Raw genomic sequence first — 22,593 nt, forward strand, 5'->3', positions numbered from 1 at the left:
CCGTGGCGCCGGATCCGCCGAGCGGCATCGGCCGCCTTCCCGGCCCCTTCTGATCACCGCTCCGCCCGGCATCACGCCGGCCCGGCACGCTCCACCGCCCTTCGCGCCCTGCCTTGCCCTGCCCTGCCGTGGTCCGGCCGTCCGGCCCGGTCGGCAGGCCCTTTCCCGGCCTCGTGCCGGTTCACCGGCCGGCCGCCGCTGCCGGTCCGTCACGTACGGAGAAGGCGTCACGGACCGGCAACGGTGGCGGACCGGCAGGGGCGTCACGCCCCGGTACGCCGCCAGGCCCCATCCCTTTCGACGGCACCCTCAACCCCCCACCTCACCCCACATCACCCCCACTTCGAAGAGAGGCACCCGCATGCGTACGCGCACCCTCCTCGCCCTGGCCGGAGCCGCCACCGCGCTCACCGCCGCCACCGCCGTCCCGTCGTCCGCGGCCGGCGGCGCCGTCCTGACCACGGGCGGCACCGGCGGCACCGCCGCCGCCGTGGGCGACACCCTGACCGCGCCGCTGGCCTCCGGCACCTCCGCCACCCTCTACTCCAGCGCGACCGGCACCAGCGGCGTGAGCTGCAAGACCTCGCAGTTCACCGCCACGGTCGCCGACAACCCGGCCGCCCCCGGCACGGCCACCGAGTCGGTCACCGGCCACAGCTTCGACGCCGGCAGCTGCACCAGCAACGTCACCGGCGTGCTGGGCGTCAGCAGCATCGTGGTCGACAACCTGCCCTACACCGCGACGGTCACCTCCGCCGGCACCCTCACCGTCTCACCGCCCAGCGGCTCCACCATCCAGACCACGGTCAAGCTGCGCACCCTGCTCGGCACCGTCACCTGCGTCTACCGGGCGGCGGGCCTGACCGGCACGGCGAGCAACACCGACAGCAGCATCACCTTCACCAACCAGCAGTTCACCAAGTTCTCCGGCTCGTCCCTGTGCTTCGCCAGCGGCTACTTCACCGCGAAGTACGCCCCCGTCACCGACGCCGGCGCCCTGGTGTACGTCAACTGAGCACCGAGTAGCAGGCGTTCAGCGCCGCCGTAGCCGCGGGACGAGGACCGCGCCCGCGACGAGCGCCAGTACCGCGGCGGCGCCGCCCGCCACCAACGGAGCCGAGGGGCCCGCGTCCGCGCGGGTCTCCTCGGCCACCGGTGCGCCGTCACCGGTGTCGACCGACGGGGTGCCCGGCGTCCCGGCGGGAGCCGGAGCGGAGGCGGAGGCCGGTGCCGAGGGGCGGGCGGCCGGGGTTCGCGTGGGCCGCGTGCTCACCGGAGCTTCCGGGGCTCCGGCGGGCTTCGGGGCCTTCGCCGCCGCGCCGGCCTGCGCCGGGAACACCACGTCGGAGCAGGAGTAGTAGGTGTCCGGAGTGCTGCTGTTCTGCCAGATCGTGTAAAGCATCTGACGTCCCGTCCGGTCCTTCGGCAGGGTGGCCCCCAGGTGGTACGCCCCGTTGGTCAGCGGCGGGTCCTTGACCTCCGCGAAGGGGCGCGTAGGCAGATCGGACCAGGTCAGCGGCTTCGTCGGGTCGTAGCCCGGCCGGGTGAGGTACAGCCGGAACGTGCCGGTGTGCGCGATCGTCGAGGCGTACGTCATAGTCAGCCGCCCGCCCGGGGCCAGCCGGGTCGCAGGCCAGTCCGCCCTGGCCAGGTCGAGCCCCCGGTAGGCGGGCAGGTTCCCGCTGCACAGCCTGCCGTCGGGGATCACCTGCCGGTCCCGGCCCGCCACGCCCGCCACGCGCAGGTTGTCCCACGCGGTGAACGGAGCGCCGTTCGCGGACACCGCGGCCCGGCAGGCCGCGGACCGGTTCGCGGCGCCGCCCTCGGGCGAGCAGGCGTACACCCGGCTGACCGGGTCCGTGGGGGCGCCGTGGGCCCGGGCGGACCCCGCCACCCACGGTAGGAGCAGGAGCGGGGCCACCGCGGCGGCCGCCGTGACGCTCAGGCGGGCGGTCATCCGAGTCATCCGGGACGTCTCCTCGGCGGGCGCGGGAACGGGGCTTGCCGCATCCAGTACGGCGGACGCGTACGCCGCGTTCATCACAGACCGCGTCGGCTGTTTTCGCACGCGTCCCCGCATACGCCAGGCCGGGAGGCCGTCTGTCCGGATGTGTGCCGGTCAACGATGCCGACCGTGCCGGTACTTGGCTTGTGGAAACCAGCGGAGTAGCGGAACAGGCGGTTCCTGACGGAAACCGTTTGCGGAACGCAAGGTCGGAGCGGAGGTGGTGAGGCTGGGCGAAAACTGCCCTCGACGAATTTCCGCCTGGCCGACTCCCGTGGCTGTTCCGTGAGTTATCGTGTGCGTGAGGTCAAAACAAACCGCGTGTCCCGTTCGGTCGAGCCGCGAGGAGGGGTCATTCGATGGCGAGGCAGTTACGTGCGGAGCAGACACGGGCGACGATCATCACGGCCGCGGCCGACCTGTTCGACCGGCAGGGCTACGAGTGCACCAGCCTGAGTGACATCGTGGGGCATGCGAAGGTCACCAAGGGGGCGCTGTACTTCCACTTCGCCGCCAAGGAGGACCTGGCCCACGCCATCCTCGACCTCCAGTCCAGGGCCGCGCAGAAGGTCGTCGACGACGTGGAGGGCCGCGGCTACTCCTCGCTGGAATCCCTGATGCGCACCACGTTCGCCGTCGCCCGGCTCGCCGTCGAGGACCCGGTGCCGCGCGCCGGACTGCGCCTGGCCACCACGGACGTCCCCGTGCGGCCGCCCATGCGGCATCCGTTCACCGAGTGGCTGGAGTTCGCCGGCCGCAAGTTCAGCGGTGCTGTCCGGGAGGCCGATGTGCACCCCGAGATAGACGTGGGCGTCGTCGCGCACTCCCTGGTCTGCTTCTTCATCGGCACCCGGGTCGCCGGCCGTTCCCTCGAACCGGTCGCACGGCTGCCCCGGCGAGTGGCCGAGATGTGGTACCTCATGATCCGGGGCGTGGTGCCGGTGCACCGCCGCCCCCGCTACCTCACCCTCGCCACGCAGCTGGAGCGGGAGATCAGAACCGGCTGACCAGCGCGGTACGGTGGCGGGCATGCCAGACACCCCCGCCGCGCCCGTGCTCCTCGGACACGAACCCGGCTCGTTCCCGCACAGCGTGCTGGCCGAGCGGCACCCCGCGATCATCCGGCAGGTACGGGACGCCTTCCCCTACGGCCCCGGGCAGCACCGGGCGCTGGACGAGCTGCTGAAGAGCTGCCTCGACGGCGTGCTCGAACCGCTGCCCGAGGACGCGGGCGACCTGGAACGGTGGCGTGCCTGGGGCCTGGACGACCACGTGGGCCGGTCCTGGTTCGACGTGCCGTGGCTGTGGTCCGAGAGCTACTTCTACCGCCTGCTGCTCGAGGCCGTCGGCTACTTCGGCCCCGGCGCCTGGCAGGGCGTCGACCCCTTCCGCCCGTTCAAGCGTGCCGAACTCGACGCCCCGGAGACCGGCGAGGAACTGGCCGCGCTCGACGCGCTCCGCGACCGGCCGGAGCCGGAACGGGCCCGCGCCCTGCTGCACGGCTCACTCTGGGGCAACCGCGCCGACCTCGGCTTCCGTCTCTCCGCCGGGGACGCCGAGGCCGCCGGACCGGTGCCCGCCCTGGTCGCCGACGACAGCGAGATCCTGTGGTCGCTGCTGCCGCCCGCCGGCGCCGGCACGCTCTGCCTGGTCGCCGACAACGCGGGCCGTGAACTCGTCCCCGATCTGCTGCTGATCGCCCACCTGCTCGGCGCGGGCCGGATCGGCCGGGCGGTGCTGCACGTCAAGCCGTACCCGTACTACGTCTCCGACGCCACCACCGCCGACGTGGTCGACGCCCTGCGGCGGCTCGTCGCGGCGCCCGGAGCGGCGGGCGAGTACGGGCGGCTGCTCTGGGCGGCCATGGCCGACGGGCGGGTCACGGTGCGCGCCCACCCCTTCTCCAGCGCCCCGCTGCCGTACGCCGGCCTGCCGGACGACCTGCGGGCCGAGTTCGCCCCGGCCACCCTGACCGTCGTCAAGGGCGACCTCAACTACCGGCGGCTGGTGGGCGACCGGCGGTGGCCGCCGACCACGTCGTTCCAGGACGCGACCGCCGGCTTCCCCGGCCCGGTCGCCGCCCTTCGCACCCTGAAGTCCGACGTGATCACCGGCCTCACCCCGGCCACCGAGGCCGCGCTGGTCGCCGCGGAGGGACAGCGCTGGCGCACCGCAGGCACCCACGCGCTGATCCAGGTGAACGCGTCAAACGACGTACGCGGGCAATGACTTGACGCCGTTGATGAAGTTGGACACCAGCCGCCGCGCCGGACCGGCCGGCCGGGGGCCGGGCAGGGCGCGCAGCACCTCCTCGTGCAGCAGCCGCAGTTGCAGCCGGGCGAAATGGGCGCCCAGGCAGACATGCGGGCCGTCCCCGAAGGAGACGTGCGGGTTGGGCGAGCGGGTGAGGTCCAGCCGCCCGGGATCGGTGAAGACCCGTTCGTCACGGTTGGCGGAGGCGTGGAACACCACGACCTTCTCGCCCGCCCGGATCCGGCGCCCCGCCAGCTCGGTGTCCCGTGCGGCCGTCCGCCGGAAGGTCAGCACGGGAGGATGCCAGCGCAGCAACTCATCGACCGCGGGGCCGAGTCCGACCTTTCCGGAGCGCAGCCGCCGGTAGGGGTCCGGGTGCTCCATCAGCGCCAGCAGCCCGCCGGGAGCCGCGCCGCGCACCGTGTCGTTGCCCGCGACGGTGAGCAGGAAGAAGAACATCTCCAGTTCGGCGCCGGCGAGATCCTCGTCGTGGGCGAGGGTCGTGAGGATGTCGTCGGCCGGGGACCGCCGCTTGTGCGCGGCCAGTTGCCGGGCGTACGCGAACATGTCCCGCAGCGAGACCGGTGACCGCGGATTCACCGGCCTGCCCGTTCCGTCCAGCACCGGGGGAGCTGCCTCGTCCGGGTCCTGGTAGCCGATCACCCGTCGCGTCCAGTGCAGCAGCAGACCACGGTCGCTCTCCGGAACGCCGAGCAGATCGGCCAGGTTGAGCAGGGCGTACTCGTCGGTGACGGCGGCCACCAGATCGACCGTGCCGTCGCCCGAGCGAGCCTCCCGCAGCGCCCGCGCGAGCAGCGTGCGCGCCCGCTCCCGCGCGACCGCCGCGAACCGGTCGACGCGCCCAGGTGTGAACGCCCGGCTCACCAGCCGCCGCAGCCGGCCGTGGTCCGGCGGGTCCTGATTGAGCATCATGCGCCTGATGAACGGCAGGTCGTCCGGGTCGGGGTCCCGGATCTGGGTGGCTCCGAGGTGCGAGGAGAACGTCGCGGGGTCCTTGAGCACACGCACCACGTCGGCGTGCCGGGTCACCGCCCAGAACCCGGGCCCGGCCGGCCAGCCCAGCACCTCCGCCTCCTCCTGCCAGGCCACCGGGTGGTGGTCGCGCAGGACGCGGTAGTCGGCGTGGGGCACTCCGGCGGCGTACCGGCGCGGGTCGAAGACATCGGGCACCGGCGGGGCCTCGCGCACGCTCACGCCGGCCCGCCCGAGTCCGTTCGCGTCAGGGTCGTCACGCTCCCACGGTGGCCCGCACCGGGGGCACCCGGCAAGGGGGCGGACGGACGCGCGGCACACACCCGCGTCACATGCGGCCAACGGCACCGGCCTCCGCGCCAGTTGTCCCTTTCCATGGCATTTCACGCGATGGTGTGATCATGCGCCGCGTCCCGGATGGCCCTCCCGGGCGCCGGGTAGGGCCCCGCCATGACGCAGCCGTTCGAACTCCCGCACTTCTACATGCCGTATCCCGCGCGGCTCAACCCGCACCTCGACGTGGCACGTGCCCACTCGACGGCGTGGGCGCGCGAGATGGGCATGCTGGAGGGCTCCGGGATCTGGGATCAGGCCGACCTGGAGGCGCACGACTACGGGCTCCTGTGCGCCTACACCCACCCCGACTGCGACGGACCGGCCCTCTCCCTGATCACCGACTGGTACGTGTGGGTGTTCTTCTTCGACGACCACTTCCTGGACATGTACAAACGCACCCAGGACCGCGCCGCCGGGAAGGCCCACCTGGACCGCCTGCCCCTGTTCATGCCGCTCGGCCCCACCGCGCCCGTGCCGGAGCCGGAGAACCCGGTCGAGGCGGGCCTCGCCGACCTGTGGCGGCGCACGGTGCCGACGATGTCCGTCGACTGGCGCCGCCGCTTCTCCGTAGCAACCGAGCACCTGCTCAACGAGTCACTGTGGGAGCTGTCCAACATCAACGAGGGGCGGATCGCCAACCCGGTCGAGTACATCGAGATGCGCCGCAAGGTGGGCGGCGCCCCCTGGTCGGCGGGGCTGGTGGAGTACGCCACCGCCGAGGTGCCCGCCGCCGTCGCCGGCACCCGGCCGCTCAGGGTGCTCATGGAGACCTTCTCCGACGCCGTCCACCTGCGCAACGACCTCTTCTCCTACCAGCGTGAGGTCGAGGACGAGGGCGAGAACAGCAACGGCGTCCTCGTGCTGGAGACGTTCTTCGGCTGCACCACCCAGGAGGCCGCCGAGACCGTCAACGACATCCTCACCTCACGTCTGCACCAGTTCGAGCACACCGCGCTCACCGAAGTGCCCGCCGTCGCGCTGGAGAAGGGACTCGCGCCCGGTGAGGTCGCCGCGGTGGCCGCCTACGCCAAGGGACTCCAGGACTGGCAGTCCGGCGGCCACGAATGGCATCTGCGCTCCAGCCGCTACATGAACGCGGGGGCCCGGTCCGTCTCCCCCTGGCAGCCGCCGAGCGGCCCCGGCGCCTCCGCCGCCGACGTCGGCGCGCTGCTCGCCGCGGCCGCCGCGGAGCGTCTGCGCGCCCACTCGCACGTGCCGTACCAGAAGGTCGGCCCGTCCCGGCTGCCCGACTTCCACATGCCGTACGAGCTGGCGCTGAGCCCCCATCTGGACACCGCCCGCCGGGGCCTCGTCGACTGGTCGCACCGCATGGGCATCCTCGGCGAGGGCGTCTGGGACGAGGACAAGCTCGCCGCGTACGACCTCGCGCTCTGCTCCGCCGGCCTCGACCCGGACGCCACCCCGGAGGCCCTCGGCCTCAGTGCCCAGTGGCTCGCCTGGGGCACGTACGGCGACGACTACTACCCCCTGGTGTACGGTCACCGCCGGGACCTGGCCGCCGCCCGGCTGACCACGGCCCGGCTCTCCGCCTGCATGCCGGTGGAGGGCGAACCGGCCGTCGTCACCGTGAGCGCCATGGAGCGCGGTCTGACCGACCTGTGGGCGCGCACGACGGCGGAGATGACGCCGGACCAGCGGCGCACCCTCAAGGCGGCCGTGGACACCATGACCGAGAGCTGGGTGTGGGAGCTGTCCAACCAGGCGCTGCACCGCGTCCCCGACCCTGTCGACTACCTGGAGATGCGGCGCTCGACCTTCGGCTCCGACCTCACCCTGAGCATGTGCCGCATGGGCCACGGCCCGGCGGTCCCGCCCGAGGTCTACCGCAGCGGCCCGGTGCGCTCCCTGGAGAACGCCGCGATCGACTACGCCTGCCTCCTCAACGACATCTTCTCGTACCAGAAGGAGATCGAGTACGAGGGCGAGATCCACAACGCCGTGCTCGTCGTGCAGAACTTCTTCGGCGTGGACTACCCGGCCGCGCTCGGCGTCGTCCACGACCTGACGACCCAGCGGATGCGGCAGTTCGAGCATGTCGTCGAGCACGAACTGCCGGTGATGTACGAGGACTTCCAGCTCTCCGGCGAGGCGCGGGCGGCCATGGACGGCTATGTCCTGGACCTGCAGAACTGGATGGCGGGCATCCTGAACTGGCACCGGGAGGTCGACCGCTACAAGGCCGAGTGGCTCGGTCGCCGCGCCCACGGCTTCCTGCCGGGCCGCACCCCCGGAGTGCCGGTGCTGTCCCCGGGCTGACGGACCGGGCGTGAGCCGTGGGCCACCCGGCCGGCGGCTCACGCGCCGGCCGGCGTCCGGGCACCGGTCCCAGGGCTGCCCCGCGCCACCCTCCGGCCAGTCTCACTCGTTCGTGTCTCGTCGCGGCCCGGCGTCCCGGGTAGGCACCATCCGGAGGCGAGTGAACCATGGAACAGACAGCGTTGCGGCCCAAGCCGATGCCCGGCCGGGAACGGCGGGAGGAAACCGCCGCGGAACCCACCGCCGGCCGGCCGCACGCCGCGGGCCGGCGCGGCCGGCGGCTCAGGACCCCGCTGCTCGGGCTGCTGACCGGCACCGTCGTGCTGCTCTGCGGGGTCGGCATCGGCACGGTGGGCGCCACCGTGATCGGCATGAGCCGGCCGGCCGAGCTGCGGCAGCAGGCCCCGCCGCGGGACCACCCGGCCGGAACGGCCCCCGTCGCCACGGCGGGCAGCGCCCCCGCCGCCCTCCCGGGGCCCGCCGACGCCCCGGCCACCGGTGCGACGTTGGGCGTGGAGGCCGTGGACGCCCCGAAGGCGGGCGCGCTCGTGACCGGCGTCCATGTGCCCGGCCCCGGCTACACGGCGGGCCTGGTCCGCGGCGACGTCCTGCTGCAGTTCGGCGCCGCCCGCGTGGACACCGCCGCCGACCTGGCCCGCGCCGTGTCCCATGCCCGGCCCGGCGCCACGGTGACCCTCACCGTCCGCCACAGCGGCGGCGGCTACCAGCAGCTGACCGTCGTACCGGGCGTCGTGACCTGACCTCACCTGAGCCCAACTGACCGGGCCCGGGCCGCGCGCCGCGCATCCGGGCCCGCACCGTCCTGCCGGGGGCGCGTTGCCCCGGCATGCTCGCGTTGCCCCGCCGGGGCAGCCCGGAAGCCGCAGGTCACCCGCGTACCGGTGCCGCTGACGGTCCCGTGCCGGGCCCCGGCGCCCGCCTGCCGCTCCGCGCGGACTTCGTCATCGGCTCGCGCCGCCCGGCCCGGCCGGGCAGGATGCTGCCCGGAACCGCTTCGCCCCGTCACTCGACCGCGCTCGGAGGCCCCGGATGACCGGCAGTACGCCCGCGCCCTTCACCGCCGACGACTACAGGGCCCGCATGGAGCGCGCCGCGCGCTCCGCCGCCGACGTCGGCCTCGCGGGACTGCTCGTGGCACCGGGACCGGACATGGTCTGGCTGACCGGCTACACGCCCACCGCGGTCACCGAGCGGCTCACCGTGCTGGTGCTGACCCCGGGACGCGACCCCGTGCTCGTCGTGCCCACCCTGGAGGCCCCGGACGCCGAGCGGTCGCCCGCCGCGTCCGTGCTCACCCTGCGTGACTGGACCGACGCCAAGGACCCCTACGCCGTCACGGCCGCCCTCCTCGCGGCGGACGGACGCCTCGGCATCAGCGACAACACCTGGGCGATGCATCTGCTGGGGCTCCAGCGCACCCTGCCCGGCACCTCCTACGCCGCCCTCACCGACGCCCTGCCCATGCTGCGCGGAGTCAAGGACGCTGCCGAACTGGACCTGCTGGCGGCCGCCGGAGCCGCCGCCGACCAGGCGTTCGAGGAGATCCGCAAGGTGCCCTTCGCCGGCCGCCGCGAGTCCGACGTCGGCCACGACCTCGCCGACCTGCTGCGCCGCTTCGGGCACTCCCAGGTCGACTTCACCATCGTCGGCTCGGGCCCCAACGGCGCCAACCCGCACCACGAGGTCGGCGACCGCGTCATCCAGCCCGGCGACATGGTCGTCCTCGACTTCGGCGGACTCAAGGACGGCTACGGCTCGGACACCACGCGCACCGTGCACGTCGGCGAGCCGACCGAGGAGGAGCGCCGGGTCCACGACATCGTCCGCGCCGCGCAGGAGGCCGGATTCCGGGCCGTGCGGCCGGGCGTCGCCTGCCAGGAGGTCGACCGCGCCGCCCGCGCGGTCATCACCGACGCCGGATACGGCGAGTACTTCATCCACCGCACCGGGCACGGCATCGGCGTCACCACGCACGAGCCGCCGTACATGATCGAGGGCGAGGAACAGCCCCTGGTGCCCGGCATGTGCTTCTCGGTGGAGCCGGGCATCTATCTGCCCGGCCGCTTCGGCGTGCGCATCGAGGACATCGTCACGGTGACCGGGGACGGCGGCCGCCGCCTCAACAACACCACCCGTGAGATGGTCATAGTGGACTGAGGGGACCGGGAGACACATCCTCGACGACGGATCGGAACGGCTGCGCGCGACCCATGACCCAGGCACCGACACCCACCGCGGACACCGTCCGCAGACTGGTCCGTTCGCTGCTCAAGGAGAGCACCGGCCGGAACACCGGCGAGGACGGGGGACCGGACGTCCACCCCGTGGGCGAGGGTCACGAGCACACCTGGTGGGTCGGCACCCAGCAGGTGCTGCGCCTCGCCCCCGACCGGGACGCCTCGGCGCGGCGCCGCCGGGAACTGCGCCTGCGCGACCTGGTCCGCCCGCACGTGCCCGTCACCGTCCCGGTCAGCGTCGCCCACGGCGACTGGGCGCCCGGACTCGCCTACACCCTCGACACGGTGGTGCCCGGCGGCACCGCCGACGAGCACGACGTCTCCGCCGTCGGCGAGGCCGACCTCGCCGGGCTCCTCGGCGGGCTGCGCGCGGTGCCGGTACGGCAGGCCGAGGCGCTCGGGGTGCCGCGCACCGCCCCGCGCTCCCTGGACGCGCTGCGCCGCATGGCCGTACAGGCGGCCGAACGGCTCGCCGCCGCCGACGAGTTCGACGCCACCCGGCTGCACCTCACCCCGCCCGGCGCCGCCCAGCTCGCCGCGCAGCACGGCACCGCCGTCCTGACCCATCACGGCCTCACCGGTGAGCACGTGGTGGTCAGCGCCGACGGCCGGGTGCGCGGCGTCCTGGACTGGACCGAGGCGGCTCTAGGCGACCCCGCCGAGGACATCGCGGGGCTCGCCGTGGCCGTCGGCTCCCCGGCCGCCGTGCGCGCCGCCACCCTCGCCGGGTACGGCCCCCGCCCCTGTCTGCGCGGCCTGTGGCTCGCCCGCTGCGACACCGTGCTGCGGCTCGCCGGCGACCTGGAGGGCCGCGCCCCCGGCTCCCTGCCGCTGCTGCGCAGCCGGCTGCGGCGCGCCTGGGAGCCGATCCTGCTGGAGCGGGTGACCGAGTTCAAGGACGACGACGACGAACCCCCGCGGTAGCGGCTAGGGCTGGATCAGCACCACGCACGACTCCCCGGGCACCTGCAGCAGTCCGTCCGGGCCCGGCGCCCGCACCGGGTCCCACGCGGCGAGAACCTCCACCCGGCCGGTGCCCAGCGGGATCGCGGCCTCCTCCTTGCCCAGGTTCACCGCCACCCGGACGTCCCCGCGCCGGAACGCCAGCCAGCGTGCCTCGGCGTCGTGGGCCACCTTCGTGTCGGCGAGGTCGGGATCGGTCAGGTCCGGCTGCTCCCGGCGCAGCGCGATCAGCCGCCGGTACCAGGCCAGCACGCGCGCGTGCTGCTCGCGTTCCGGCTCCGACCAGTCGAGGCAGGACCGGTCCCGGGTCGCCGGGTCCTGCGGGTCCGGTACGTCCTCCTCGGCCCAGCCGTGCTGCGCGAACTCCCGGCGTCTGCCCCGCCGTACGGCCTCGGCCAGCTCCGGGTCCGTGTGGTCGGTGAAGAACTGCCAAGGAGTGCCCGCCGCCCACTCCTCACCCATGAAAAGCATCGGCGTGAACGGCGCGGTCAGCGTGAGGGCGGCCGCGCAGGCCAGCAGACCGGGGGAGAGGAGCGCGGAGAGCCGGTCCCCCTGCGCCCGGTTGCCGATCTGGTCATGGGTCTGGCTGTAGCCCAGCAGCCGGTGCCCGGCCACCCGGGCCCGGTCCAGCGGCCGGCCGTGGACGCGCCCGCGGAAGCTCGAGTACGTCCCGTCGTGGAAGTAGCCCCCGGTGAGCGTCTTGGCGAGCGCGTCGAAGGGGTCCCGCGCGAAGTCGGCGTAGTACGCCTGGGACTCGCCGGTCAGCGCGGTGTGCACGGCGTGGTGGAAGTCGTCGTTCCATTGGGCGTGCAGTCCGAGGCCGTTCTCCGCGCGCGGGGTGATGAACCGCGGGTTGTTCAGGTCCGACTCGGCGATCAGCGACAGGGGGCGGCCCAGTTCGCTCGCGAGGCCGTCGACGGCCGCGGACAGCTCCTCCAGGAAGTGGCACGCGCGCGTGTCGTACAGCGCGTGCACGGCGTCCAGCCGCAGCCCGTCGAGCCGGTAGTCCCGCAGCCAGGCCAGCGCACTGCCCACCAGGAACGCGCGCACCTCGTCCGAGCCGGGCGCGTCCAGGTTCACCGCCGAGCCCCACGGCGTGTGGTGCGCGTCGGTGAAGTACGGCCCGAACAGGGGCAGATAGTTACCCGAAGGGCCCAGGTGGTTGTGGACGACGTCCAGGACCACGGCCAGACCGAGTTCGTGCGCCCGGTCCACGAACCGCTTCAGTGCCCCGGGGCCACCGTACGGCTCGTGCACCGCCCACAGCGACACCCCCTCGTACCCCCAGCCGTGTCGCCCGGGGAACGGGCACAGCGGCATCAACTCCACATGCGTGACGCCCAGTTCCACCAGGTGTTCCAGCCGGGCCGCGGCCGCGTCCAGGGTGCCCTCGCGGGTGAACGTGCCCACGTGCAGCTCGTAGAGCACCGCCCCCGGCAGCCCGCGCCCCGTCCACGCGGCCCGCCACGCGTACCGCCCGTGGTCGACGACCGCGCTCAGGCCGTCCGGGCCGTCCGGTTGCCGGCGCGAGCGCGGGTCGGGCAGCACCGGACCGTCGTCCAGCGCGAACCCGTACCGCGAGCCGTCCCGCGCCCCGGCCTCCCCCCGCCACCAGCCGGCTCGTTGCGGATCGCGCTCCAACGCGCCTGTCGCGCCGTCGCAATGGAGCGTCACACGGTCTGCCTGCGGTGCCCACACCTCGAACTGCACGGACGGTTCCCCTTCGTCTGCTCACCGTGATGTAGCGACTCCATCGTGCCGCGAAAGCGATCAATCCGCTTTCGAATCCGGGCTTTCCCGGCGGGTGTCGCGCGGGTACGGGTACGTCGGCACCGTTTTCCCCGATTCTGGACACCGGGGGTTCACACCCCTGACAATCACCAGCGTGACGTCGTCCTTCGAGTTCCCCCTGCGACCCGCGCGGCTGTCCGACGCGGAGCGCGACAAGGCGCTGCGGGTGCTGCGGGAAGGCGCCGCCATGGGACGGCTGTCGCACGACACCTTCGTGCACCGCATGGAACTGGCCCTCGCCGCCCACGGCGCGGACGAACTCGCGGCCCTCACCGCCGACCTGCCCCGCGAGAACCGCTTCTCGCGCGCGCTGTTCGGCACCGTCGAGGCCGTCTCCGGCTTCTCCGTACGGCTGCGCCGGGCCTGGCAGGCCGAGCGGCTGCCCAAGCTGCTGCTGCCGCACCCGGCGGGCGGCCACCCGCTGCGCATCGGCCGTGATCCCGCCAACGGGCTGCGCCTGAACCACGACACCGTCTCCCGGGTGCACGCCGAACTGCGCCGCGAGGGCGGCATGTGGATCCTCAGGGACCTCGGCTCCACCAACGGCACCACCGTCAACGGCCGCCGGGTGACCGGCGCCGTCGTGGTCCGCGAGGGCGACCAGGTCGCCTTCGGCCGGACCGTCTTCCGGCTGGCGGCGCACCGGGACACCTGACCGGGCCCGCTCACGGCCGTCCGCCCGCGCGGTTCCGTTCGGGTGAGTGGGGGTGGGGAACACGGGCCGCCGTGCCGATGCACCGGGCATGACGTACATCACCCGAGCGACCGCGGCCGCCGGCGCCGTGCTGGCCGCCGCCGGCCTCCTCGGCGCGGGACCGGCCCAGGCCGCCTCCCGCGCCACCCCGTCCGGCGACTGGCTCTACCTCACCGTCAGCCGCGGCGAGAGTCCGTCCACCGATTCCCACGGCACCCTGCTGCGGTGCGGCCCGCCCCAGGGGCACCCGCACGCGGCCGCCGCCTGCGCCGGGCTCGCCGCCGCCGGCGGGGACATCGCGCGCATCCCGCGGAAGGACGTGTTCTGCCCGATGATCTACGCCCCCGTGACCGCCCGCGCGCACGGGGAGTGGAAGGGGCGGCCGGTCCAGTTCCAGGAGACGTACGCCAGCAGGTGCGTCATGAACGCGCACACGGGTTCCGTCTTCGCCCTGGACGACTGACCCGGGCGGGACGGCCGACCGGGCGGTACGGCGAACAGGGCGGACCGACCCGGGCGGACGCGACCCGCCCCGCGGACCGCCCGGGCGCGGGGTGGCAGGGACGCCGTACGCCATACGCCGTCCCGCGCCCCGGCGAAGCCTCACTCCGCCCGCTCCCGGGCCTGCTGAGCCGCCACCAGCACGGTCCGGGACTGGTGCTCCACCTGGTCCTCCAACGGCACCCAGCGGGCCTTGAAACGCGCCGCGTAGGCCTCGCACCAGAAGGCGACGAGCCGCTCCAGAGCGGGGACCGCCCGGTCGTCCGTCTCCCGCAGCACCCGCAGCAGCATCGCCGCCGCCCGCAGCGGCAGCCGCCGCCCGAAGGCGTCCACACTGCCGACGTAGGCCATCGTCGTGGCGGCCGGCGGGGTCTGGACCCAGTCCCGGGCCAGGCCCGGTATCAGGTCGAGCACCCAGCGCGCGGCCCGCAGCAGCGGCCCGCCCGTGTCCCTCAGCCGGGGCAGCGCGTCGTCGAACACCCGCTCGACCTCCAGCGCGTCCCGCAGCAGCCGCGCCGCCAGCCGCCGTATCGCCGCCGCCGGTGCCGGGTGCGGAGCGGGGTCGCCCACCAGGTCGCTGGCCCACATCGGGACCTCCACCACCGCCGTCAGGCCGCCGTAGCGGTGGGCGTGGTACCAGGTGCTGTGCCGGGCGTCGTCCGGCAGGCTCGGGTAGGCGACGCCGCTGTCGGGGCCGGGCATCACGTGCACCCCGGGCCCCGAGGCGGGCCAGCCCGCCGCGTCCGAGGCGCCCGTCTCCACCGGTATGTGCAGCTCGGCCGCCGACTTGGCGAACGGTTCGGCGAGTCCCGGCACGTCCTTCGTCAACTGCACCCAGCTACCGCCGAGATCGGTGCCGTGCAGCGTCACCTGGAGGTACGGGCGCACCTCGTCGATCACCCCGGTCAGGGCCCGTGTCTCGGGCGGCAGCCGGTCCGGCGGCAGCACCGCGGGCGACCACTCGGGCTGCTCCGCGCCCGTGGGCCGGTAGAACCCCCGGTGGTAGTCGAGCAGGCTGCGCGGGGCCGGGGTCACATGCAGGCTCGCGCCGTCCGGGTCAGCGCACAGCAGGAAGTGCCAGGAGGTGCCCGCCCGCAACTCCGGTGCGCCCAGCACCCGTTCGGCCAGCGTCCGCAGGGTGCAGCCGCCCGTCGGTTCGTTGGCGTGGGCGCCCGCCACCACCAGCACCGCCCGGCCGGCGTGCCCCACCGACAGCAGGTGCAGGGGCCGGCCGGCCCGCGAGGCGCCCACCTGCCTGAGCGCACACAGCCGGGGCTCCGTGGCGGCCAGCGCCCGGGCGGAGGCGACCAATTGGGGAACGCTGGGATAGCGCAGCTCCGGCAGGAGACTCACCCCCGACTTGTCCAACCGGCTTCGCCCTCCCAGTGCCGCACGGCGTGGGTGAACTGTCAAGAACGGCGCCGGGAGCCTCCCGGGGGCGCCCGGACGCGTTCCCCGCCGCGCCTCAGTCCTCGCCGGTCCGCTCCAGCAGGGCCACCGGGAACGGGCCGAGAAGGTCCGCCACCCGCACCTGCCCGGTGAACTCACGTCCCGGGCCGAGCGCGTCCGCCCACCGCCCCGGCGGCAGCTCCAGCCGCGTCTCCCGCCAGCCGCCCGACTCCGCCAGCCGCAGCGACAGCCGGGTCACCGCCGTGACCACCTCACCCGAACGAGTGAACGCCAGGCAGTGCTCCGCGGCCGGCCCGTCCGCCGCCAGCGGGGTGTACGTCGCCGCCGTGCCGAACGCGCCGGGCCGGCGGGCGCGCAGCCGCAGCGCCGCCGCCGTCAGCGCGTCCTTCTCGCCGGGCACCGGAGGCGGGAACGGCACCGGCCGCCGGTTGTCCGGGTCGACCAGCGCCCGGTACTCGCTCTCCGTTCCCTGGTACAGGTCCGGCACCCCCGGCATCGTGAGCTGGACCAGAGCGGTGCCCAGGACGTTCGCCCGGATGTGCGGCTCCAGCGCCTTGCGCAGGGCGGCCACCCGCTCGCCGGGCGGCCCGCACGGCCCCGCCGTGAGGAAGGCGGCCACCGCCTCCTCGTACGGCGGCTCCTGCTCGGTCCAGCTCGTGTACATCCCGGCCTCGCGGACGTGCTTCAGCAGCGCCTCCCGGACCCGCTCCTCCTCCGCCGGGCCGAGCCCGAACACCGTCTGCCAGGCCGCCCAGGCGAGCTGCCCGTCGGGGGCGCCCTCCCCGGCCCGGGACACCTCGGCGAGCACCTTCGCCCAGCTGCCCGGGCACTCGGTGAGCACGGCCAGCGCGGCGCGCACGTCCGCGCTGCGCTTGGTGTCATGGGTGGTGACGACCGTGCCGGTGGCGGGCCAGTCGCGCTGCACGCGCGCGCAGTACGCGTGGAAGTCCTCCGGGGGGACCCCGGGCGAGCCCGGATCGCCGCCCACCTCGGCCGCCGACAGCAGGGGCACGTAACGGTAGAACGCGGTGTCCTCCACGGCCTTGGCGCGCAGTGCCGACGCGGTCTGCGCGAACCGGGTGCGGAACTCCACCCGGTCGGCGTGGTCCGGGGCCGAGGCGTCGCCCGGGTCCCCGACGAGCAGCCGCCGCACGATGCCGACCGCGTCCGCCTCCTCGGGCACCACGAAGGCCAGCCGGGCCTCCTCGGCGGCCTGCTCGGTGATGACGGCGGAGGCGTCCTGGGAGGCGTAGGGCCGGTAGACCCGCATCCGCACCAGCAGCTCCTCCACGGCCGTGCGCAGCGCCCATGGCGCCCGGTCGCGCAGCGACAGGTCCGGCGAGGCGGCGCACAGCCGGGCGGCCACCCGGGTGAGCCGGTCGGTCTCGGTGGCCAGTTCGTGCGTGAGCACCTTGTAGGCGGCCCGCCGGACGGTGGCGTCCCAGTTGCCGCCCCGGTCCGTCTGCGGAGCCGCGAACGCCCGGTAGCGGCCGAGCAGCTCGTAGGCCCCGGTACGGTCCGTGAACAGGCCGTCGACGTGGCGCAGGGCGTCGTAGCCCGTGGTGCCCGCCACCGGCCAGGAGGCGGGCAGGTGCTCGCCGTCGGCGAGGATCTTCTCCACCACGGTCCAGCGCCCGGCGGTGGCCTCGTGCAGCCGCCGCAGATAGGCGTCGGGGTCCGCGAGTCCGTCGGGGTGGTCGATGCGCAGCCCGTCGACCACGCCCTCGTGGAGGAGCTGGAGGATCTTGGCGTGGGTGGCGTCGAACACCTCCGGGTCCTCCACGCGCACCCCGATCAGCTCGGAGATGCTGAAGAAGCGCCGGTAGTTCAGCTCGGTGCGCGCCAGCCGCCACCACACCGGGCGGTACCACTGCGCGTCCAGCAGCCGGGGCAGCGGGAGGTCCGCGGTTCCTTCGCGGAGCGGGAAGGCGTGGTCGTGGTAGCGCAGCACGTCCCCGTCGACCACCAGCCCGTCCAGCTCGGAGCCGGCAGGCCCGCCGAGCACCGGCAGCAGGACCCGGCCGCCCTGCGCCGCCCAGTCGATGTCGAACCAGCGCGCGTACGGCGACTCGGGCCCCTCGCGCAGCACCTCCCACAGGGCCCGGTTGTGCCGGGGCGCCATGGCCATGTGGTTCGGCACGATGTCCACCACCAGGCCCAGGCCGTGCTCGCGCGCGGTCCGCGAGAGCGCGCGCAGCCCGTCCTCGCCGCCCAGTTCCCCGCGCACGCGCGTGTGGTCCACGACGTCGTATCCGTGCGTGGACCCCGGGACCGACTCCAGGACGGGGGACAGATGCAGGTGCGAGACGCCCAGCGACGCCAGGTACGGGACCGCCGCCGCGGCGGCGGCGAACGGGAACGAGGGTTGCAGTTGCAGCCGGTAGGTGGCGGTGGGTACCTCGGGTCCGGGTCGCGCAGCAGTCATGGAACCCTACGTACCCAGCGCGCCGGATTTCGTGTCATCACCTCCGCACGTGGGGGGCGCACGCCGGAGTGCGCACGCCCCCCACGGGCACGGTCTAGGCGGGCCGCTGCAGCACGGTCAGGCTGCGGTCCGGCAGGGTGACGCGGTCGCCGGCGGCCACCTTCGGGCCCGTGCCCGGCGGCACGCCGTCCGGGCGGGCCGTGTCGACGACCACCTGCCACTGCCGGCCGTGGTCGACCGGCACCTGGAACTCCAGCGCCCCGGGGGAGGCGTTGAACATCAGCAGGAAGGAGTCGTCGGTGATCCGCTCCCCACGCGGACCGGGCTCGGAGATGGCGTTGCCGTTCAGGAACACCGTCAGCGCGGACGCGGGCGCCGAGTCCCAGTCCCGCTGGGTCATCTCGCTGCCCTCGGGAGTGAACCAGGCCACGTCGGACAGCTCGTCGCGGGTGCCCTCCACCGGCCGCCCGTGGAAGAAGCGGCGCCGCCGGAACACCGGGTGGTCCCGGCGCAGCCACACCATCGCGCGGACGAACTCCAGCAGGTCCTCCTCGGCGGACGCGTCCTGCGCGGGCGCCTTCTCCGAGGGCTCCGGCCACTGGAGCCAGGACACCTCGTTGTCCTGGCAGTAGGCGTTGTTGTTGCCGCGCTGGGTGCGGGCGAACTCGTCCCCGTGGCTGATCATCGGCACGCCCTGGGACAGCATCAGCGTGGCGAAGAAGTTGCGCATCTGGCGGGCGCGCAGCCCCAGCACCCCCGGGTCCTCGGTCTCGCCCTCCGCCCCGCAGTTCCAGGACCGGTTGTGGCTCTCGCCGTCCCGGTTCTCCTCCCCGTTGGCCTCGTTGTGCTTGTCGTTGTAGGCGACGAGGTCGTGCAGGGTGAACCCGTCGTGGCAGGTCACGAAGTTGATCGAGGCGAGCGGGCGGCGGCCGTCGTCCTGGTAGAGGTCGGAGGAGCCGGTCAGCCGGGAGGCGAACTCCGCGAGCGCCCGCGGCTCACCCCGCCACAGGTCCCGGACCGTGTCGCGGTACTTGCCGTTCCACTCGGTCCACAGCGGCGGGAAGTTGCCCACCTGGTAGCCGCCCTCGCCCACGTCCCACGGCTCGGCGATCAGCTTCACCTGGGAGACGACGGGGTCCTGCTGCACCAGGTCGAAGAACGACGACAGCCGGTCCACCTCGTGGAACTGCCGCGCCAGGGTGGCGGCCAGGTCGAAGCGGAAGCCGTCCACGTGCATCTCGGTGACCCAGTACCGCAGCGAGTCCATGATGAGCTGGAGCACGTGCGGGGACCGCATCAGCAGCGAGTTTCCGGTGCCCGTGGTGTCCATGTAGTACCGCGGATCGTCCGTGAGGCGGTAGTACGACGGGTTGTCGATGCCCTTGAAGGACAGCGTCGGGCCCAGGTGGTTGCCCTCGGCCGTGTGGTTGTAGACGACGTCCAGGATCACCTCGATCCCGGCCTCGTGCAGCGCCCGCACCGCCGACTTGAACTCCAGCACCTGCTGGCCGCGGTCGCCCCAGGACGCGTAGGCGTTGTGCGGGGCGAAGAAGCCGATGGTGTTGTAGCCCCAGTAGTTGTTCAGGCCCATGTCGACCAGCCGGTGGTCGTTCACGAACTGGTGCACGGGCATCAGCTCGAGCGCCGTCACCCCGAGCTTGGTCAGGTGTTCGATGATCGCCGGATGGGCGAGCGCCGCGTACGTGCCGCGCAGCTCCTCCGGCAGCCCGGGATGGGTCATCGTCAGGCCCTTCACATGGGCCTCGTAGATCACCGTGTGGTGGTAGTCGGTGCGCGGCGGACGGTCGTCGCCCCAGTCGAAGTACGGGTTGATCACCACCGAGGTCATGGTGTGCGGCGCCGAGTCCAGGTCGTTGCGCCTCTCCGTGGCCCCGAAGTGGTAGCCGTACACCTCCTCGCCCCACGACACGGCCCCACTGACCGCCTTCGCGTACGGGTCGAGCAGCAGCTTCGCCGAGTTGCAGCGCAGCCCGCGCGCGGGGTCGTACGGGCCGTGCATCCGGAACCCGTACCGCTGTCCCGGCATCACCCCCGGCAGGTACGCGTGCCGCACGAACGCGTCGCTCTCGCGCAGTTCCACCGCCGTCTCCGAGCCGTCGTCGTGCAGCAGACACAGCTCTACTCGGTGCGCGGCCTCCGTGAAGACCGCGAAGTTGGTTCCGGCGCCGTCGTATGTGGCGCCGAGCGGATACGCCTCTCCAGGCCAGACCTGCATGACCACGACTCTTCCAGGTGTGCGGCCCCGCTGGGGGCGCGTTGGCTGCGAGTCTCCCCGAAAGTGAGGGAACCTCCCGAGACTTACTGCCCTCTTACGGGCCGACCAGTGCATACGGCGACTCGTGTACCCGCCGTGTGCCGAATCAGTGGGGATACACGTACTCCCGGGGATCTTGGGGGAGTAGGGGGCAGATGTGCGCGAGACAGTGCACCGACATCTCGGCAAGGTGGTGGCCGGCGCGGCCCTGGCGGTGGCCGGGACCGCTGTGATGGTGGCGGTCACCCTGCCCGGCACGGCGGGGGCCGACGAAACGGGAGGGAACAAGGGCGGCGGCGGCACACCGGCCGCCCAGCAGGCGGGGCAGGGGCCGGGCGAGGTCCCGCCGGGCGTCGTGAAGCAGGCGCCGGCCGAGGGGAAGAAGGGCACGGGCCGCGACCCGCTGACCGACGACGAGATCCGGCGGGTCGAGAGCATCGCCGTGAGCGGGCGGATGCTCAGCGCCGGTGAGAACGTCGACGGGCACCGGGGCCCGCAGCGCCTGAGCGTCGACCTGGCCGACCCGGAGGCGGACGAACTCGACGACCCGGGAGCGCCGCGCCGGGCCGACGTGAGCTTCTACGACTACAAGAGCGACGCGCTCATCACCAGGACGGTGGACCTGGGGACCGGCAAGGTCGTCAGCAGTGTCACCAGCCAGGGCGTCCAGCCGCCGCTGAGCCGGGACGAGAACGCCGAGGCGGCCAGGCTGCTGATCGCCGACCCGCTCGGCGCGGGCCTCAGGGCGGACTACCGGGACGCCACCGGCCACGAGCTGACCTCCCCGGACCAGCTCCGGCTCAACGGCGCCGTCTACCGCGCCACCCCGGGCGGGCAGCCGGCCGTGCTCGACAAGTGCGGCGAGCACCGCTGCGTGCGGCTGTTCCCGAAGGTCAAGAACGGCCCCTGGATCGACGCCAGGTGGCTGGTCGTCGACCTCAGCGCCCGCAAGGTCGGCCGGCTCGCACGCCACTGAGCCCGGCAGCCCGTCCACCTCTCCGACTCGCATCTCCTGCAAGGGAGCCACTTCTTCATGCGTGAGAACAGAATCAGTCATGCCCGCACGCGCGCGGCCGTCGGCCTCACCGTGGCCGCCCTGGCCGCCGGCGTGACGGCCGGTGCCGGACCGGCGGCCGCCCGGCCGCAGGCCGCCCCGGCCGCCGCCGCGGACTGCAGCGCCGCCTACAAGATCGAGCAGAAGCTCTCCAGCGGCACCACCTGGCGGATGTGCTGGCGCTACGACAGCAAGGCCGGCCTGGTCCTGGAGAACGTCTCCTACCAGCCCAAGGGCGAGCCCAAGCCGATCAAGGTCCTCAACAGCGCCCGCCTCGCCCAGATCGACGTCCCCTACGACGACGGCAGCGTCGAGTATGACGACCTGACCGGCTTCGGCTTCGCCCAGGGCCTGGTGAACCTGGCGCCCGGCGAGTGCCCCGGCGGCACCATCAGGACCGTCCGCGTCCCCGACTCCTGGGACCCGGACCACCCGGATGTCAAGGGCCTGTGCACCACCACGCGTTCGCGCGGCCACGCCTACCGCATGCAGGGCGACACGGCCAACAAGGTCTTCCAGGCACAGGGCAAGGACCTGCTCGTCTACACGGTCAACCAGGTCGGCTGGTACGAGTACATGACCGAGTGGCGCTTCCAGGACGACGGCACCGTCAACATGAACGTCGGTGCCACCGGCAGCCTCTCCTACGAGGACTACGACGCCGGCGACGGCCGTGGCTGGCCCATCGGCAAGGGAGCCAAGGCCTACGCCACCAGTCACAGCCACAACGTCTTCTGGCGGCTGGACTTCGGCCTCGACGGCTCCTCGAAGACCAAGGTCGAGCAGTACGACTCGGCCGTCACCGCGCCCGCCCCCGGCCGGCAGGCGCCCACCGCCAAGACCACCCGCACCAAGGTCACCAAGGAACTCGCGGGCGACTCCAAGACCTACCGCTGGTGGCGGGTGGTCAGCGCGACCGGCAAGAACAAGGACGGGCACGCGCGTTCGTACGAGATCGTCCCCGGCCCGACCACGAGGTACCCGGGCCGCAGCTTCACCAAGCACGACGTGTACTTCACCGAGTACAACAAGTGCGAGCAGTTCGCGAGTAACAATCCGAACTGCGCCCGTGGTTACCCGAAGTCCGTGGACAAGTGGGTCAACGGCCAGACGCTCACTCACCCGGTCGTCTGGATGAACGTGGGCTTCCACCACATAGCCCGGGACGAGGACCAGCAGCCCATGCCGATCCACTGGCAGGGCTTCGCCATCGCACCACGTGACGTCACGGCTATGAATCCGCTCACTCCGGACGAGCTCTCATGGCAGAACGGCCACTGGCGCCCGCGTAGTTGAGAAACCGACCTGTCCATCCGGCTGCATCGCCGACCGCTCCCGGAGTACCCTTCCTTGATCGT

General features: G+C 73.3%; 17 protein-coding genes. 11 read left to right on the plus strand and 6 right to left on the minus strand.

The genetic code is table 11. The features are described 5' to 3' along the window. Window positions 1-361: 361 nt before the first annotated feature. Window positions 362-1,015 (plus strand): Tat pathway signal sequence domain protein, encoded by a 654-nt coding sequence (locus AB0924_RS14225; protein WP_358935141.1) that lies wholly within the window; start codon window positions 362-364, stop codon window positions 1,013-1,015. 18 nt (window positions 1,016-1,033) lie between these two features. On the opposite strand, the gene AB0924_RS14230 is transcribed toward AB0924_RS14225, so the two are convergent. Then, window positions 1,034-1,966 carry a lytic polysaccharide monooxygenase gene (locus AB0924_RS14230; RefSeq protein ID WP_366911499.1) on the minus strand — a complete coding sequence of 311 codons (933 nt, stop codon included), beginning with the start codon at window positions 1,964-1,966 and terminating at the stop codon, window positions 1,034-1,036. Between the two features lie 398 nt (window positions 1,967-2,364). Here AB0924_RS14230 and AB0924_RS14235 point away from each other — a divergent pair, with 398 nt between their 5' ends. After that, the gene (locus AB0924_RS14235) at window positions 2,365-3,012 is read left to right on the plus strand and encodes a ScbR family autoregulator-binding transcription factor (RefSeq protein WP_366911500.1); all 648 of its coding nucleotides are present in this window, start codon (window positions 2,365-2,367) and stop codon (window positions 3,010-3,012) included. A gap of 22 nt (window positions 3,013-3,034) precedes the next feature. After that, window positions 3,035-4,234, plus strand: coding sequence for a damage-control phosphatase ARMT1 family protein (locus AB0924_RS14240; protein WP_366911501.1), 1,200 nt, complete (start codon window positions 3,035-3,037; stop codon window positions 4,232-4,234). Here the strand turns inward: AB0924_RS14240 and AB0924_RS14245 are convergent. Continuing rightward, complete coding sequence (locus AB0924_RS14245) at window positions 4,211-5,473, minus strand: cytochrome P450 (protein WP_366911502.1); 1,263 nt, start codon at window positions 5,471-5,473, stop codon at window positions 4,211-4,213. The genes AB0924_RS14240 and AB0924_RS14245 overlap by 24 nt on opposite strands. Before the next feature lie 228 nt (window positions 5,474-5,701). On the opposite strand from AB0924_RS14245, the gene cyc2 reads away from it, so the two are divergent. The 4 genes from cyc2 to AB0924_RS14265 all read left to right on the plus strand — a co-directional run bounded on the left by cyc2 (window position 5,702) and on the right by AB0924_RS14265 (window position 11,046). Next, complete coding sequence (gene cyc2 / locus AB0924_RS14250) at window positions 5,702-7,864, plus strand: germacradienol/geosmin synthase Cyc2 (RefSeq protein WP_366911503.1); 2,163 nt, start codon at window positions 5,702-5,704, stop codon at window positions 7,862-7,864. 167 nt (window positions 7,865-8,031) lie between these two features. Further along, the gene (locus tag AB0924_RS14255) at window positions 8,032-8,625 is read left to right on the plus strand and encodes a PDZ domain-containing protein (RefSeq protein WP_366911504.1); all 594 of its coding nucleotides are present in this window, start codon (window positions 8,032-8,034) and stop codon (window positions 8,623-8,625) included. A 289-nt stretch (window positions 8,626-8,914) separates the two neighbouring features. Continuing rightward, a complete protein-coding gene (locus tag AB0924_RS14260) occupies window positions 8,915-10,042 on the plus strand; it encodes an aminopeptidase P family protein (protein ID WP_366911505.1) in 1,128 nt (375 codons plus the stop codon). 53 nt (window positions 10,043-10,095) lie between these two features. After that, the gene (locus tag AB0924_RS14265) at window positions 10,096-11,046 is read left to right on the plus strand and encodes a phosphotransferase (RefSeq protein ID WP_366911507.1); all 951 of its coding nucleotides are present in this window, start codon (window positions 10,096-10,098) and stop codon (window positions 11,044-11,046) included. Window positions 11,047-11,049: 3 nt separating this feature from the next. Here the strand turns inward: AB0924_RS14265 and treZ are convergent, their stop codons facing one another. Then, window positions 11,050-12,795 (minus strand): malto-oligosyltrehalose trehalohydrolase, encoded by a 1,746-nt coding sequence (gene treZ / locus AB0924_RS14270; protein ID WP_366911508.1) that lies wholly within the window; start codon window positions 12,793-12,795, stop codon window positions 11,050-11,052. Window positions 12,796-12,970: 175 nt separating this feature from the next. Here treZ and AB0924_RS14275 point away from each other — a divergent pair, with 175 nt between their 5' ends. Together AB0924_RS14275 and AB0924_RS14280 are read left to right on the plus strand one after the other, a co-directional pair. Further along, entirely contained in the window at window positions 12,971-13,531 is a 561-nt protein-coding gene (locus AB0924_RS14275) for a DUF1707 and FHA domain-containing protein (protein WP_366911509.1), read from the plus strand. An 88-nt stretch (window positions 13,532-13,619) separates the two neighbouring features. After that, window positions 13,620-14,033 carry an SSI family serine proteinase inhibitor gene (locus AB0924_RS14280; RefSeq protein WP_358935165.1) on the plus strand — a complete coding sequence of 138 codons (414 nt, stop codon included), beginning with the start codon at window positions 13,620-13,622 and terminating at the stop codon, window positions 14,031-14,033. Between the two features lie 140 nt (window positions 14,034-14,173). Here AB0924_RS14280 and AB0924_RS14285 read toward each other — a convergent pair whose 3' ends face one another. The 3 genes from AB0924_RS14285 to glgX form a co-directional block, all read right to left on the minus strand. Further along, window positions 14,174-15,424 (minus strand): M14 family zinc carboxypeptidase, encoded by a 1,251-nt coding sequence (locus tag AB0924_RS14285; RefSeq protein ID WP_366911510.1) that lies wholly within the window; start codon window positions 15,422-15,424, stop codon window positions 14,174-14,176. Between the two features lie 112 nt (window positions 15,425-15,536). Continuing rightward, complete coding sequence (treY, locus tag AB0924_RS14290) at window positions 15,537-17,906, minus strand: malto-oligosyltrehalose synthase (protein WP_366911512.1); 2,370 nt, start codon at window positions 17,904-17,906, stop codon at window positions 15,537-15,539. 94 nt (window positions 17,907-18,000) lie between these two features. Beyond that, the gene (gene glgX / locus AB0924_RS14295) at window positions 18,001-20,142 is read right to left on the minus strand and encodes a glycogen debranching protein GlgX (RefSeq protein ID WP_366911513.1); all 2,142 of its coding nucleotides are present in this window, start codon (window positions 20,140-20,142) and stop codon (window positions 18,001-18,003) included. Between the two features lie 196 nt (window positions 20,143-20,338). Between glgX and AB0924_RS14300 the strand changes: the two genes are divergently transcribed. Together AB0924_RS14300 and AB0924_RS14305 are read left to right on the plus strand one after the other, a co-directional pair. Continuing rightward, the gene (locus AB0924_RS14300) at window positions 20,339-21,157 is read left to right on the plus strand and encodes a Tat pathway signal sequence domain protein (protein WP_358935173.1); all 819 of its coding nucleotides are present in this window, start codon (window positions 20,339-20,341) and stop codon (window positions 21,155-21,157) included. Window positions 21,158-21,214: 57 nt separating this feature from the next. Beyond that, window positions 21,215-22,531, plus strand: coding sequence for a copper amine oxidase (locus AB0924_RS14305; RefSeq protein WP_358935175.1), 1,317 nt, complete (start codon window positions 21,215-21,217; stop codon window positions 22,529-22,531). Window positions 22,532-22,593: the final 62 nt, after the last annotated feature.

Source organism: Streptomyces sp. NPDC047869, from assembly GCF_040704065.1.
Taxonomy (GTDB): Bacteria; Actinomycetota; Actinomycetes; order Streptomycetales; family Streptomycetaceae; genus Streptomyces.

Excerpts from the sequence above, each read along its gene's own strand:
- AB0924_RS14225 (WP_358935141.1), top strand. The coding sequence starts at position 362 with ATGCGTACGCGCACCCTCCTCGCCCTGGCCGGAGCCGCCACCGCGCTC.
- AB0924_RS14230 (WP_366911499.1), bottom strand. The coding sequence starts at position 1,966 with ATGACTCGGATGACCGCCCGCCTGAGCGTCACGGCGGCCGCCGCGGTG.
- AB0924_RS14235 (WP_366911500.1), top strand. The coding sequence starts at position 2,365 with ATGGCGAGGCAGTTACGTGCGGAGCAGACACGGGCGACGATCATCACG.
- AB0924_RS14240 (WP_366911501.1), top strand. The coding sequence starts at position 3,035 with ATGCCAGACACCCCCGCCGCGCCCGTGCTCCTCGGACACGAACCCGGC.
- cyc2 (WP_366911503.1), top strand. The coding sequence starts at position 5,702 with ATGACGCAGCCGTTCGAACTCCCGCACTTCTACATGCCGTATCCCGCG.
- AB0924_RS14255 (WP_366911504.1), top strand. The coding sequence starts at position 8,032 with ATGGAACAGACAGCGTTGCGGCCCAAGCCGATGCCCGGCCGGGAACGG.
- AB0924_RS14260 (WP_366911505.1), top strand. The coding sequence starts at position 8,915 with ATGACCGGCAGTACGCCCGCGCCCTTCACCGCCGACGACTACAGGGCC.
- AB0924_RS14265 (WP_366911507.1), top strand. The coding sequence starts at position 10,096 with ATGACCCAGGCACCGACACCCACCGCGGACACCGTCCGCAGACTGGTC.
- AB0924_RS14280 (WP_358935165.1), top strand. The coding sequence starts at position 13,620 with ATGACGTACATCACCCGAGCGACCGCGGCCGCCGGCGCCGTGCTGGCC.
- treY (WP_366911512.1), bottom strand. The coding sequence starts at position 17,906 with ATGACTGCTGCGCGACCCGGACCCGAGGTACCCACCGCCACCTACCGG.
- glgX (WP_366911513.1), bottom strand. The coding sequence starts at position 20,142 with ATGCAGGTCTGGCCTGGAGAGGCGTATCCGCTCGGCGCCACATACGAC.
- AB0924_RS14305 (WP_358935175.1), top strand. The coding sequence starts at position 21,215 with ATGCGTGAGAACAGAATCAGTCATGCCCGCACGCGCGCGGCCGTCGGC.